This window comes from Streptomyces sp. TE5632 (genome assembly GCF_054061295.1).
In genome coordinates, this window is record NZ_JBSSEA010000003.1 from 5,561,451 (window position 1) to 5,574,492 (window position 13,042).

The 13,042-nt window shown below is 72.0% G+C and carries 8 protein-coding genes; 6 read left to right on the plus strand and 2 right to left on the minus strand.

Annotation, left to right across the window (positions count from 1 at the left end):
- Positions 1 to 105: 105 nt before the first annotated feature.
- From ACVW19_RS30505 to ACVW19_RS30515, 3 genes are read left to right on the plus strand one after another with little or no spacing between them, the layout of a single operon-like run.
- Positions 106 to 1,284 carry a CaiB/BaiF CoA transferase family protein gene (locus tag ACVW19_RS30505; RefSeq protein WP_457463461.1) on the plus strand — a complete coding sequence of 393 codons (1,179 nt, stop codon included), beginning with the start codon at positions 106 to 108 and terminating at the stop codon, positions 1,282 to 1,284.
- Positions 1,281 to 2,495 carry an acetyl-CoA C-acetyltransferase gene (locus ACVW19_RS30510; RefSeq protein WP_457463463.1) on the plus strand — a complete coding sequence of 405 codons (1,215 nt, stop codon included), beginning with the start codon at positions 1,281 to 1,283 and terminating at the stop codon, positions 2,493 to 2,495. The genes ACVW19_RS30505 and ACVW19_RS30510 overlap by 4 nt, the downstream gene beginning before the upstream one ends.
- A 38-nt stretch (positions 2,496 to 2,533) precedes the next feature.
- Entirely contained in the window at positions 2,534 to 4,741 is a 2,208-nt protein-coding gene (locus ACVW19_RS30515) for a 3-hydroxyacyl-CoA dehydrogenase NAD-binding domain-containing protein (protein ID WP_457463465.1), read from the plus strand.
- Between the two features lie 82 nt (positions 4,742 to 4,823).
- Here ACVW19_RS30515 and ACVW19_RS30520 read toward each other — a convergent pair whose 3' ends face one another.
- Complete coding sequence (locus ACVW19_RS30520) at positions 4,824 to 5,522, minus strand: MerR family transcriptional regulator (RefSeq protein ID WP_457463467.1); 699 nt, start codon at positions 5,520 to 5,522, stop codon at positions 4,824 to 4,826.
- A gap of 180 nt (positions 5,523 to 5,702) precedes the next feature.
- Here ACVW19_RS30520 and ACVW19_RS30525 point away from each other — a divergent pair, with 180 nt between their 5' ends.
- The 3 genes from ACVW19_RS30525 to ACVW19_RS30535 all read left to right on the plus strand — a co-directional run bounded on the left by ACVW19_RS30525 (position 5,703) and on the right by ACVW19_RS30535 (position 10,362).
- On the plus strand, positions 5,703 to 7,424 hold the full coding sequence (locus tag ACVW19_RS30525; protein WP_457463468.1) for a BCCT family transporter: 1,722 nt from the start codon (positions 5,703 to 5,705) through the stop codon (positions 7,422 to 7,424).
- A 162-nt stretch (positions 7,425 to 7,586) separates the two neighbouring features.
- On the plus strand, positions 7,587 to 8,618 hold the full coding sequence (locus ACVW19_RS30530) for an oxidoreductase (RefSeq protein WP_457463469.1): 1,032 nt from the start codon (positions 7,587 to 7,589) through the stop codon (positions 8,616 to 8,618).
- Positions 8,619 to 8,721: 103 nt separating this feature from the next.
- Positions 8,722 to 10,362, plus strand: a complete 1,641-nt coding sequence (locus tag ACVW19_RS30535; protein WP_457463471.1) for an ABC-F family ATP-binding cassette domain-containing protein — start codon at positions 8,722 to 8,724, stop codon at positions 10,360 to 10,362.
- A 241-nt stretch (positions 10,363 to 10,603) separates the two neighbouring features.
- Here ACVW19_RS30535 and ACVW19_RS30540 read toward each other — a convergent pair whose 3' ends face one another.
- Complete coding sequence (locus ACVW19_RS30540; RefSeq protein ID WP_457463472.1) at positions 10,604 to 12,991, minus strand: Tex family protein; 2,388 nt, start codon at positions 12,989 to 12,991, stop codon at positions 10,604 to 10,606.
- Between the last annotated feature and the right edge of the window lie 51 nt (positions 12,992 to 13,042).

Here is a 13,042-nt window from a genome sequence, read left to right on the forward strand (position 1 = left end):
GTGGCCGAAACGCGTGGCCAAGCGCTTGCTCGGCCTCTTGTGCCGGATGGAACGTGTTCTTAGCATCACTGGTGTTACATCAGTTGTGTCACAGCTGGGGGTGCGATGACGAAGGTACCGACGCAGGGGCCGCTCACCGGCGTGCGCGTGGTCGAGCTGGCCGGGATCGGCCCCGGCCCGTTCGCCGCCATGCTCCTCGCCGACCTGGGCGCCGACGTCGTCCGGGTGGACCGCCCCCGCGCCCCGGTGCTCGCGATCGAGGCCGCGTACGACGTCACCAACCGCAACAAGCGCTCCGTGGTCGTCGACCTGAAGGCCCCCGAGGGCGCCGACCGCGTCCTCGATCTGGCCGAGCGCGCCGACGTCCTCCTCGAGGGCTACCGCCCCGGCGTCGCCGAGCGCCTCGGCGTCGGCCCCGGGGACTGCCACGCCCGCAACCCGCACCTCGTCTACGGCCGGATGACCGGCTGGGGCCAGCAGGGCCCGCTCGCCGACCGCGCGGGGCACGACATCGCGTACATCGCCCGCACCGGCGCCCTCGGCATGATCGGCAGCCCCGACCGGCCACCGGCCGTCCCGGCCAACCTGCTCGGCGACTACGCGGGCGGCTCCCTCTACCTCGTCGTCGGCGTCCTCGCCGCGTTGCACCACGTGCGCGCGGGCGGCACCGGGCAGGTCGTCGACGCCGCCGTCGTGGACGGCACCGCCCACCTGTCCGCGATGATCCACGGCATGCTCGCCGCCGGCAGCTGGCAGGACCGGCGCGGCGGCAACCTCCTCGACGGCGGCTGCCCGTACTACGGCACCTACGAGACGGCCGACGGCGGGTACATCGCGGTCGGCGCGCTGGAGCCGCAGTTCTACGCCGATTTCCTGCGGCTCCTCGGCATCGAGGACCAGGCGGACGCCCACACGGACGTCACCCGGTGGCCCGCGCTCCGCGAGCACGTCGCCGCCCGCTTCAAGGCCCGTACCCGCGACGAGTGGACCGCCGTCTTCGACGGCTCCGACGCGTGCGTGGCCCCCGTCCTGTCGCTGCGCGAGGCCCCGCACGACCCGCACCTCGCCGCCCGCGGCACCTTCACCGACCACGACGGCATCACCCAGCCCGCACCGGCCCCGCGGTTCTCCGCCACCCCCACCACCGTGCGCACCGGGCCCGCCCGGCCGGGCGCCGACACCGACGACGTGGCCCGCGACTGGGACGTCCCCCGACTGCTGTCCGCGCCCCGAGACCCTCAGCGATCCGCGCCCCGAGACCCTCAGCGAAAGGCCACCCCGTGAGCACCGAAGCGTACGTGTACGACGCGATCCGCACCCCGCGCGGTCGCGGCAAGGCGAACGGCGCCCTGCACGGCACCAAGCCCGTCGACCTGGTCGTCGGCCTCATCCACGAGATCCGCGACCGCTTCCCGGGCCTCGACCCGGCCGCCGTCGACGACATCGTGCTCGGTGTCGTGGGCCCCGTCGGCGATCAGGGATCCGACATCGCCCGGATCGCCGCCATCGCCGCCGGACTGCCCGACACCGTGGCCGGCGTCCAGGAGAACCGCTTCTGCGCCTCCGGCCTGGAGGCCGTCAACCTGGCCGCGGCCAAGGTCCGTTCCGGCTGGGAGGACCTCGTGCTGGCCGGGGGCGTGGAGTCGATGTCCCGGGTGCCGATGGCCTCCGACGGCGGCGCCTGGTTCAACGACCCGATGACCAACCTCGCCACGAACTTCGTTCCCCAGGGCATCGGCGCCGACCTGATCGCCACCATCGAGGGCTTCTCGCGCCGGGACGTCGACGAGTACGCGGCCCTGTCGCAGGAGCGGGCGGCCACCGCGTGGAAGGAGAACCGCTTCGCGCGGTCCGTCGTCCCCGTGAAGGACCGCAGCGGACTCGTCGTCCTGGACCGGGACGAGCACATGCGGCCCGGCACCACCGCCGACTCCCTCGCGGGGCTCAAGCCGTCCTTCGCGGACATCGGCGACCTGGGCGGCTTCGACGCGGTGGCGCTGCAGAAGTACCACTGGGTGGAGAGGATCGACCACGTCCACCACGCGGGCAACTCCTCCGGCATCGTGGACGGCGCCGCCCTGGTCGCCATCGGCTCCCGGGAGGTCGGTGAGCGTCACGGGCTGACCCCGCGTGCGCGGATCGTCTCCGCCGCCGTGTCCGGCTCCGAGCCCACCATCATGCTCACCGGCCCCGCTCCCGCCACCCGCAAGGCGCTCGCCAAGGCCGGGCTGACCATCGACGACATCGACCTCGTCGAGATCAACGAGGCGTTCGCGGCGGTCGTGCTCCGCTTCGTGAAGGACATGGGTCTGTCGCTGGACAAGGTCAACGTGAACGGCGGCGCCATCGCGCTCGGCCACCCGCTCGGCGCCACCGGCGCGATGATCCTCGGCACCCTCGTCGACGAACTCGAACGCCAGGACAAGCGCTACGGCCTCGCCACCCTGTGCGTGGGCGGCGGCATGGGCATCGCCACCGTCGTCGAACGCATCTGAACCCCGGCGACCCACACGCGACTTCTACGGAGACCCTCATGACCGAGAGCACCACCATCCGCTGGGAACAGGACGACACCGGCGTCGTCACCCTCGTCCTCGACGACCCCGACCAGTCCGCGAACACCATGAACCAGGCGTTCCGCGACTCGCTCGCCGTGATCACCGACCGCCTGGAGGCGGAACTCCGGGCCGACCCGGACTCCATCCGCGGCATCATCCTCACCTCCGCCAAGAAGACCTTCTTCGCGGGCGGCGACCTGCGCGACCTGATCCGGGTCACCCCCGACACGGCGCAGGACCTGTTCGACGGCGGTCTGGCGATCAAGCGGCAGCTGCGCCGCATCGAGACGCTCGGCAAGCCGGTCGTCGCGGCGATCAACGGCGCCGCCCTGGGCGGCGGTTACGAACTCGCCCTGGCCTGCCACCACCGCGTCGCCCTCGACGCGCCCGGCTCCAGGATCGGCTGTCCCGAGGTCACCCTCGGCCTGCTCCCCGGGGGCGGCGGCGTCGTCCGCACCGTCCGCCTGCTCGGCATCGCCGACGCCCTGCTGAAGGTGCTGCTCCAGGGCACCCAGTACAGCCCGCGACGCGCCCTGGAGAACGGCCTCGTCGACGAGGTGGCCGACACCCGCGAGGAGCTGCTGGCCAAGGCCCGAGCCTTCATCGACGCCCACCCCGAGTCCGCCCAGCCCTGGGACCGGCCCGGCTACCGCATCCCCGGCGGCACCCCGTCCCACCCCAAGTTCGCCGCCAACCTGCCCGCCTTCCCGGCCACCCTGCGCAAGCAGACGAACGGCGCCCCCTACCCGGCCCCCCGCAACATCCTCGCCGCCGCCGTCGAGGGCGCCCAGGTCGACTTCGAGACCGCCCAGGTCATCGAGGCCCGCTACTTCGTCGAGCTGGCCGCCGGACAGACGTCGAAGAACATGATCCAGGCGTTCTTCTTCGATCTCCAGGCCGTCAACGCCGGCGCCAACCGACCCCAGGGCGTCGAGCCCCGCCAGGTCCGCAGGGTCGCCGTGCTCGGCGCCGGGATGATGGGCGCCGGCATCGCCTACTCGTGCGCACGCGCGGGGATCGACGTCGTCCTGAAGGACGTCTCCCTGGAGGCGGCCGTCAAGGGCAAGGGCTACTCCGAGAAGCTGTGCGCCAAGGCCGTCTCCCGGGGCCGGACGACCCAGGAGAAGGCCGACGCGCTGCTCGCGCGGATCACGCCCACCGCGGAGGCGCAGGACCTGGCCGGCTGCGACGCGGTCATCGAGGCCGTCTTCGAGGACACCGCCCTCAAGCACAAGGTGTTCCAGGAGATCCAGAACGTCGTCGCCCCCGACGCGCTCCTGTGCTCCAACACCTCCACCCTGCCCATCACCGCCCTCGCCGAAGGCGTCGAACGCCAGGACGACTTCATCGGGCTGCACTTCTTCTCGCCCGTCGACAAGATGCCGCTCGTCGAGATCATCAAGGGCGAGCGGACGGGGGACGAGGCGCTCGCCCGCGCCTTCGACCTGGTCCGGCAGATCAAGAAGACGCCGATCGTCGTCAACGACTCGCGCGGCTTCTTCACCTCCCGCGTCATCGGCCGCTTCATCGACGAGGGTGTCGCCATGGTCGGCGAGGGCGTCGAACCGGCCTCCGTCGAGCAGGCGGCCGCCCAGGCGGGCTACCCGGCCAAGGTGCTGTCCCTGGTGGACGAGCTGACCCTCACCCTGCTGCGCAAGATCCGGACCGAGTCCAGGCGGGCCGTCGAGGAGGCCGGCGGTACCTGGACCGGGCACCCCGCCGACGCTGTCATCGACCGCATGGTCGACGAGTACGACCGCCCCGGCCGCGCCGCCGGTGCCGGTTTCTACACGTACCAGGAGGACGGCGGGCGCGACGCCCTGTGGCCCGGCCTGCGGGAGCACTTCACCAAGCCCGGCTACGAGATCCCGTTCCGGGACATGCAGGAGCGGATGCTGTTCTCCGAGGCGCTGGACACGGTGCGGCTGCTGGAGGAGGGCGTGCTGACCTCGGTCGCCGACGCCAACATCGGCTCCATCCTCGGCATCGGTTTCCCCGGCTGGACCGGCGGCGTCCTGCAGTACATCAACGGCTACGACGGCGGCGCCGGGGGAGAGACGGGCCTGCCCGGCTTCGTGGCCCGCGCACGTGAACTCGCCGAGCGCTACGGCGAGCGGTTCACGCCGCCGGCGCTGCTGGTGGCCAAGGCGGAGAAGGGGGAGCGGTTCACGGACGCCGGCTGAGGCGCCCGAGGAGCCCTGGCGGGGGGACGGGAACGCGGGCCCGTCTCCCTGCCCGTCCCCCCGTCCGTCCCCGTCTCCCCGTTCATTCCCCGTCGTCGAGCCACTCCCGCAGTTCCTCGCGCAGCGACCGCTGGAACGACGTCAGCAGCGCCTGCACCACGAGCGGATGCATATGGGCGGACAGTGATTTCACGTCCCGCGTGTCCCGCTCCGCCACCGCGTCCCGCAACAGACGCGACAGGTCCTGGGCGGCCGCGCGCGCATGCCCGGTGAGCGCCGCGCGGGCGGCGAGGATCGTCTCGTGCGCCAGCGGTACGTCCAGCAACTCGAGACCGAGCCGCAGCAGACCCGCGTCGACCCGGAAGTCCTCGCCGTCCCGCTCGACGACGTCCAGCGCGGCCAGCCGCCGCAGATCCTCCTCGTCCAGCGTCCGCCCGGCGCGCCGCTCCAGCTCCTCGCGCGGCACCCTCTCCACCGTGTCGGGCGCCCAGGAGGCCACCACCGCACGCTGGATCGCCAGATCCCGCACGCTCAGATCCGGCGGCAACCGCCCCAGATACCGTTCGATGGCCGCCAGCGTCATGCCCTGCCGCTGCAACTCCTCGATCAGTGCCAGCCGGGCCAGGTGCTCCGGCCCGTAGTGACCGACGCGACGCGGCCCGATCACCGGGGGCGGCAGCAGCCCCCTGCTGCCGTAGAACCGGACCGTCCGCACCGTGACCCCGGCCTTCGCCGCCAGCTCGTCGATGGTGAGGGCCGGCCCCTCCATGTCGGTCGTCATGTACAGCAGTATCACTGTCCCACCAGCCGTGCGACACCTCGGCCACCCCGACCGTCGGTCACGATCAGGCCGCCGATCGACAGGACGAAGACTGCCCGGAGGTGAATTTCACGCCATATGTGGTAGGGGCTTGTCTGGGGGAGTGAAGCTCCCCCATCGGCTCGACGAAAGGTGCCGCCCGTGACACAGGACCAACCCGGCGACAAGGACCGTACGGGAGGCCCGGAGTCGGCTTCGGGAACGGAAATCACCGGACGTGGGAGCCCTCGCACCGACCGGGTGGTGTTCGGTGTCACGGCCGTGCTCACCGTCGCGTTCGTCGTGTGGGGCGCCACAGCGACCGAATCGCTCGAGGCCGTCTCGAGCAGCGCGCTCAGCGGTCTGATGCACAACGGCGGCTGGGCGTTCATGCTGGCCGCCTCCGGCTTCGTCGTCTTCGCCCTCTGGCTCGCGATCAGCCGCTACGGAAAGATCCATCTCGGCGCCGAGGGCGAGAAACCCGAGTTCCGCACGGTCTCGTGGGTCGCGATGATGTTCAGCGCGGGCATGGGTATCGGCCTGATGTTCTACGGCGTCAGTGAGCCCTTGGCGCACTACATCACACCGCCGCCGGGCACCCACCCCGCCGACTCGGGCGAGCGCATGGAACTGGCCATGGCGACCACGCTCTTCCACTGGACGCTGCACCCGTGGGGGATCTACGCCGTGGTCGGCCTGGGCATCGCCTACAGCACCTTCCGCAGGCGGCGCCGGCAGACCATGAGCGCGGTCTTCACCCCGCTCATCGGGGCGAAGCACGCCAACGGAGCCGTCGGCCGCGTCATCGACATCCTCGCGATCGTGGCGACCATCTTCGGCTCGGCGGCCTCCCTGGGCCTCGGCGCGCTGCAGATCGGCTCCGGCATGCAGGAGCTGAACTGGATGGACAAGGTCAGCACGGGCCTGCTGGTCGGCATCATCGCGGTGCTCACGGTCGCGTTCATCGCCTCCGCCGTGTCGGGCGTGGAGAGGGGCATCCAGTGGCTGTCCAACACGAACATGGTGCTGGCACTGGTGCTCGCCCTGTTCGTGTTCGTGGCCGGCCCGACGATCCTCGTCCTCGACCTGCTGCCCACCTCCGTCTTCGGCTACCTGGGCGATCTGCCCCAGCTGGCCGGCCGTACGGAGGTCAGCGCCGGCCAGGGAGTGGCGAAGTGGCTGGGCAACTGGACGGTCTTCTACTGGGCGTGGTGGATCTCCTGGACGCCGTTCGTCGGTATGTTCATCGCCCGCATCAGCCGGGGCCGCACGATCCGCCAGTTCATCGGCGGAGTCATCCTCGTGCCCAGCACGGTCAGCCTGATCTGGTTCGCGATCTTCGGCGGTACCGCGATGCGGCTCCAGGAGCAGGGCCGGCTGGGTAAGGAGGCGACCCCCGAGGGCCAGCTGTTCGGGGTGCTCCAGGAGTACCCCATCGCCACGGCCTCGAGCCTGCTGGTGATGATCCTCGTCGGCATCTTCTTCGTCTCGGGCGCGGACGCGGCTTCGGTCGTCATGGGCACCCTCTCGCAGAAGGGGGCGCTCGAACCGAGCCGCCTGGTGGTGGTGTTCTGGGGCGTGGTCACCGGCGCCGTCGCCGCGATCATGCTGCTGGTGGGCAGCGGCCAGGGCGACGCGCTGACCGGCCTGCAGAACCTCACGATTCTCGCAGCGGCCCCGTTCGTCATCGTGATGATCATGATGTGCGTGGCGCTCATGCGCGATCTGCGCCGCGATCCGCTGATCGTGCGGGGCGAGATGGCCTCCGAGGCGGTCGACATGGCCGTCGTCGCGGGTCACACGAAGTACGACGGCGACTTCGAACTCCGTATCGGCCCCGGTCCGGGGCCGGACGTGGAGGGAGACCCGATCGGCAGGCAATGACCGCCGACGCCGCTTCGGCCGCCCCCGGCGGCAGTGGACGGGCCGGCCGCCCCCGTGGAAGCGGGGTGGCCGGCCCGCCCACTGCCGGGCCCGCCCCTTGCGGCCTTAGCGGAATATGTCATGCCGTACCCGTCTCCGCCCGACTGCGGTAATACTCACAGCATGTCTGCCGAGTACGCGACCTTCGGCCTGACACCGGCGATCCGTGCCGGTGGACTCCTCTCCGGCGGTGACCACCAGGTCCACCGGGACTTCGTCGACTTCGTCGTCGACGGACGCCCGCTGCTGTTCCGCCTCTGCGATCTCGACGCCGTCTCCCCGCTCGCCTCCGACGTGCCGCCCGCCATCTTCACCGCCCAGGTCCGCAGCCTGCTGCTGGAGACCGAGGCCCCGCTGCCGTCCGGCCGGTACATCGTCTACGGCTGCCCCGACTGCGAGGACCTCGCCTGCGGCGCGGTGACCGCCGCCATCGAACGGGACGGCGAGGACTACATCTGGCGGGACTTCGCCTGGCAGACCGACGAGCACGCCGACCTGGAACGCAACGGCTACCACGGCCTGGGCCCGTTCCGCTTCCGCGGCACCGACTACCGCACGGCCCTCGCCGCGCTGCTGGACGGCGCTGACGGCACCCGCCGCCGTGTCCTGCTGATCGGAGCCCGCGTCGCCCTGCTCGCCAGGCTCGCCGCGGCCCTGCGCACCATCGGGGTCGGCGCCGACATCGCCCAGGACGCCGACGGCGTCCCCGCCGACGAGCTGCGCGGCTACAGCGCCGTGGTCTTCGGCCGGTCGGCCGGCGCCGCCGAACGGGACGCCGTACGCGGCGCGTTCGCCGCCGCCGGCGTCGACGTGCCCTGCGTCGACGGCCTCGCCCCGGTCGTCCCCCTCCTCGTAGCCCAGACCGAACACGCCCTGGACCGCAGCCCGCCCGAGCAGCGTCGCCTCACCGCTCTGAGCGCCTCGGTCTCCGCGACCGGCGCCGTGGCGGAGGTCGGGGTCACCTCGTCCTGCCGGGTACGGCTCACCGCGTACCGCGTCGACCGCCTCTCCCGCACCCACACCCACGAACTCTTCGACGGCGTTCTGGAACCGGGACTCCACCGCATCCCCCTGGACGCGAAGGCGGTGAAGGGGGAGTCCTACCTGGTGGCCCGCACCGCCGGGGCGGTACGGACGACGTCCGTGCGCCGGTGAGGACCGGGGGCGGGGGAAAGCCGGGGGGAGCGGCACGACGTCCGTGCACCGGCCGGAACCGGCACGTCGGCGGATGAGCCCAAAGGCTAGGATCAGCGGTCTGATGACTGCCACCCTCGTCGCCAAGAACCTCTCCGCCGGCCATGGCGACCGCTCCCTGTTCAGCGACCTCGACCTCGTCGTCGCCCCCGGCGACGTGATCGGCCTGGTCGGCGCCAACGGCGCCGGCAAGTCCACACTGCTGCGCCTGCTCGCCGGCCTCACCGCGCCGGAGCAGGGCGAGCTGCGTCTCTCCCCGCCCACGGCGACCGTCGGACACCTCCCGCAGGAGCCGGAGCGCCGGCCCGGCGAGACCGTCCGGGAGTTCCTGTCCCGGCGTACCGGTGTCGCCGAGGCCCAGCGGACCATGGACGAGACGACCCAGGCCCTGGTCGACGGGGCGCCAGGCGCCGACGACGCGTACGCCGACGCCCTGGAGCGGTGGCTGGCCCTGGGCGGCGCCGACCTCGACGAGCGCGCCGAGGAGGTCACCGCCTCCCTCGGCCTGACCGTCGGCCCCGACCACCTCATGACCGCCCTGTCCGGTGGCCAGGCGGCCCGGGTCGGCCTCGCCTCCCTCCTCCTGTCCCGCTACGACGTCTTCCTGCTCGACGAACCGACCAACGACCTCGACCTGGACGGCCTGGAGCGCCTCGAACGCTTCGTGAGCGGGCTGCGCGCCGGGACGGTCGTGGTCAGCCACGACCGCGAGTTCCTCACCCGCACCGTCACCAAGGTCCTCGAACTCGACCTCGCCCAGCGGCGGATCAACCTCTACGGCGGCGGCTACACGGCCTACCTGGAGGAACGGGAGGTGGCCCGCCGGCACGCCCGCGACGAGTACGAGGAGTACGCCGACAAGAGGTCCGTGCTCCAGGACCGTGCCCAGATGCAGCGGTCCTGGATGGACAAGGGCGTGAAGAACGCGCGCCGCAAGGCGGGCGGCGACAACGACAAGATCGGCCGCAAGTTCCGCAGCGAGGCGAGCGAGAAGCAGGCCGCCAAGGCCCGCCAGACCCAGCGCATGATCGAGCGCCTGGAGGTGGTCGAGGAGCCGCGCAAGGAGTGGGAGCTGCGTATGGAGATCGCGGCGGCCCCACGCTCCGGCGCGGTGGTGGCGACGCTGCGGGACGCCGAGGTGCGACGCGGCGACTTCGTGCTCGGGCCGGTCTCGCTGCAGATCGACTGGGCGGACCGGGTTGCCGTCACGGGCGCGAACGGCGCCGGCAAGTCCACCCTGCTGGCCGCCCTGCTGGGCCGTGTCCCGCTCGACGCCGGGCACGCCGCCCTCGGCTCGGGCGTCCTGCTCGGGGAGGTCGACCAGGCCCGCGCCCTGTTCCACGGCACCGACACCCTGCTCGACGCCTTCCGCGCCGGGGTACCGGAGACCGAACCGGCCGAGATCCGCACCCTGCTGGCCAAGTTCGGCCTCAAGGCGGACCAGGTGATGCGGCCGGCCGTCACCCTTTCCCCGGGCGAACGCACCCGAGCCGCCCTCGCCCTCCTCCAGGGCCGGGGCGTCAACCTCCTGGTCCTCGACGAGCCGACCAACCACCTCGACCTGCCCGCCATCGAGCAGCTGGAGTCGGCCCTGGACTCCTACGAGGGCACCCTCCTGCTCGTCACCCACGACCGGCGCATGCTCGACGCGGTGCACGTCACCCGCCGCCTGGAAGTGGCCGACGGCAAGGTGACGGAGTACTGACACCGAGCGCCGACGTGGTACCGGGCGCCGGACCCGGCCGGACCGAGACGGGCACACGTTCGACGTGAGGGCGGTACGGCCCGCAGCGGGCCAGATGACAGCCCGCCCCGGGCGGTCTCGTACCCCTCACTCGCCATGACGTCCCGAGTGCCGACCCGTGATGTCGACATGCCGACGCTCTACGGACGGGCCGGGCCCGGACCCTCACGCCGCAGCGGAGAATCCGGGCCCGGGAAAGAGGTCAGCGCCTGCCGTTCTTGGGGTCGACCAGGCCCGCGCGGCGCAGGGCGTCGGCCATCGCGCTGTTGGCCGGCGCGGGCGCCTGACGCGCGCCGCCGCTTCCGCGACCGCCGCCACCGCCGCGCCCCTGACCCTGCCCCTGGCGCTGCTGAGGCGGGCGTCCCCCGCCGCGCTGCCGGCGCCCGCCGGGGGCGTCCACCTGCTCCGCGGCCTCGTCGTCCAGCCGCAGCGTCAGCGAGATCCGCTTGCGCGGGATGTCGACGTCGAGGACCTTCACCTTGACGATGTCGCCCGGCTTCACCACGTCCCGCGGGTCCTTGACGAACGTCTTCGACATGGCGGAGACATGGACCAGACCGTCCTGGTGGACGCCGACGTCGACGAACGCGCCGAAGGCCGCCACGTTCGTCACCACGCCTTCCAGGACCATCCCGGACGACAGGTCGGAGATCTTCTCCACGCCCTCCTTGAAGACGGCGGTCTTGAACGCCGGCCGCGGGTCGCGTCCCGGCTTCTCCAGTTCCCGGAGGATGTCCCCGACGGTCGGCAGACCGAACGTCTCGTCCACGAAGTCCTGCGGCCGCAGCGAGCGCAGCACGGCGGTGTTGCCGACCAGCGAGGCGACCTCCTGGCCGGAGGTCTTCACCATGCGCCGCACGACCGGGTAGGCCTCCGGGTGCACGCTGGAGGCGTCCAGCGGGTCGTCGCCGCCGCGGATCCTGAGGAAGCCCGCGCACTGCTCGAACGCCTTGGGGCCGAGCCGCGGCACCTTCTTCAGCTCGCGGCGGGACCCGAACGGCCCGTTGCTGTCCCGGTGGGCCACGATGTTCTCGGCGAGCCCGGACGTGATGCCGGAGACCCGGGCGAGCAGCGGCGCCGACGCCGTGTTGACGTCCACGCCCACGCCGTTCACGCAGTCCTCCACCACCGCGTCCAGCGAACGCGACAGCTTCACCTCGGACAGGTCGTGCTGGTACTGGCCGACACCGATCGACTTCGGGTCGATCTTCACCAGCTCGGCCAGCGGGTCCTGGAGCCGCCGCGCGATCGACACCGCGCCGCGCAGCGACACGTCCATGTCCGGCAGCTCCTGCGAGGCGAACGCGGACGCCGAGTACACGGAGGCGCCCGCCTCGGACACCATGACCTTCGTCAGCTTCAGCTCGGGGTGCCGGGTGATGAGGTCGCCGGCGAGCTTGTCGGTCTCCCGGGACGCGGTGCCGTTGCCGATCGCGATCAGCTCGACCGCGTGCTCCCGGGCGAGCCGGGCCAGCTTGGCGATCGCCTCGTCCCACCGGTTCGCCGGGACGTGCGGGTGGATCACGTCGGTGGCGACGACCTTGCCGGTCGCGTCCACCACGGCGACCTTCACACCCGTGCGGAACCCGGGGTCGAGCCCGAGCGTCGCGCGGGTGCCGGCCGGGGCGGCGAGCAGCAGGTCACGGAGATTGGCCGCGAACACCCGCACCGCCTCGTCCTCGGCCGCCGTACGCAGCCTCAGCCGCAGGTCGATGCCGAGATGCACCAGAATGCGCGTGCGCCAGGCCCAGCGGACCGTGTCGAGCAGCCACTTGTCCGCGGGACGGCCCCGGTCGCCGATCCCGAACCGGTGGGCCATCAGGCCCTCGTACGAGGACGGGCCGTCCGTCGCCTCCTCCGGCTCCAGGACGAGGTCGAGGACCTCCTCCTTCTCCCCGCGCAGCATCGCCAGGATCCGGTGCGAGGGCAGCTCGGTGAACGGCTCGGCGAAGTCGAAGTAGTCGGCGAACTTGGCGCCCGCCTCCTCCTTGCCGTCGCGCACCTTGGCGGCGAGCCGCCCGCGCACCCACATGCGCTCCCGCAGCTCGCCGATCAGGTCGGCGTCCTCCGAGAACCGCTCGGTGAGGATGGCCCGCGCCCCGTCCAGGGCGGACTGCGGATCGGCGACGCCCTTGTCGGCGTCCACGAACGCGGCGGCCGCGGCGAGGGGCTCGACGCCCGGATCGCCGAGCAGCCCGTCCGCCAGCGGTTCCAGCCCCGCCTCACGCGCGATCTGTGCCTTGGTGCGCCGCTTGGGCTTGTACGGCAGATAGACGTCCTCCAGGCGCGCCTTGGTCTCCGCGCCCCGGATCCGCTCCTCGAGCTCCTCGGTGAGCTTGCCCTGCTCGCGCACCGACTCCAGGATCGCCGTGCGACGCTCCTCGAGCTCCCGCAGATAGCGCAGCCGTTCCTCGAGCGTGCGCAGCTGCGCATCGTCGAGCATTTCGGTCGCTTCCTTGCGGTAGCGGGCGATGAAGGGCACCGTCGAACCGCCGTCGAGCAGCTCCACGGCGGCTCTGACCTGCCGCTCCTGTACGCCGAGCTCCCCGGCGATCCTGCCTTCGATGGACCCTGTGAGGGGTGTCGTCACGATCCCGTACCGCCTTCTTCGCTGAGGTTGCGCGGCAATTGTGGCAGGTGG

Bases quoted from the DNA above. Each gene is read 5' to 3' on its own strand.
- ACVW19_RS30515 (WP_457463465.1), top strand. From the start codon at position 2,534: ATGACCGAGAGCACCACCATCCGCTGGGAACAGGACGACACCGGCGTC.
- ACVW19_RS30530 (WP_457463469.1), top strand. From the start codon at position 7,587: ATGTCTGCCGAGTACGCGACCTTCGGCCTGACACCGGCGATCCGTGCC.
- ACVW19_RS30520 (WP_457463467.1), bottom strand. From the start codon at position 5,522: ATGACGACCGACATGGAGGGGCCGGCCCTCACCATCGACGAGCTGGCG.
- ACVW19_RS30505 (WP_457463461.1), top strand. From the start codon at position 106: ATGACGAAGGTACCGACGCAGGGGCCGCTCACCGGCGTGCGCGTGGTC.
- ACVW19_RS30535 (WP_457463471.1), top strand. From the start codon at position 8,722: ATGACTGCCACCCTCGTCGCCAAGAACCTCTCCGCCGGCCATGGCGAC.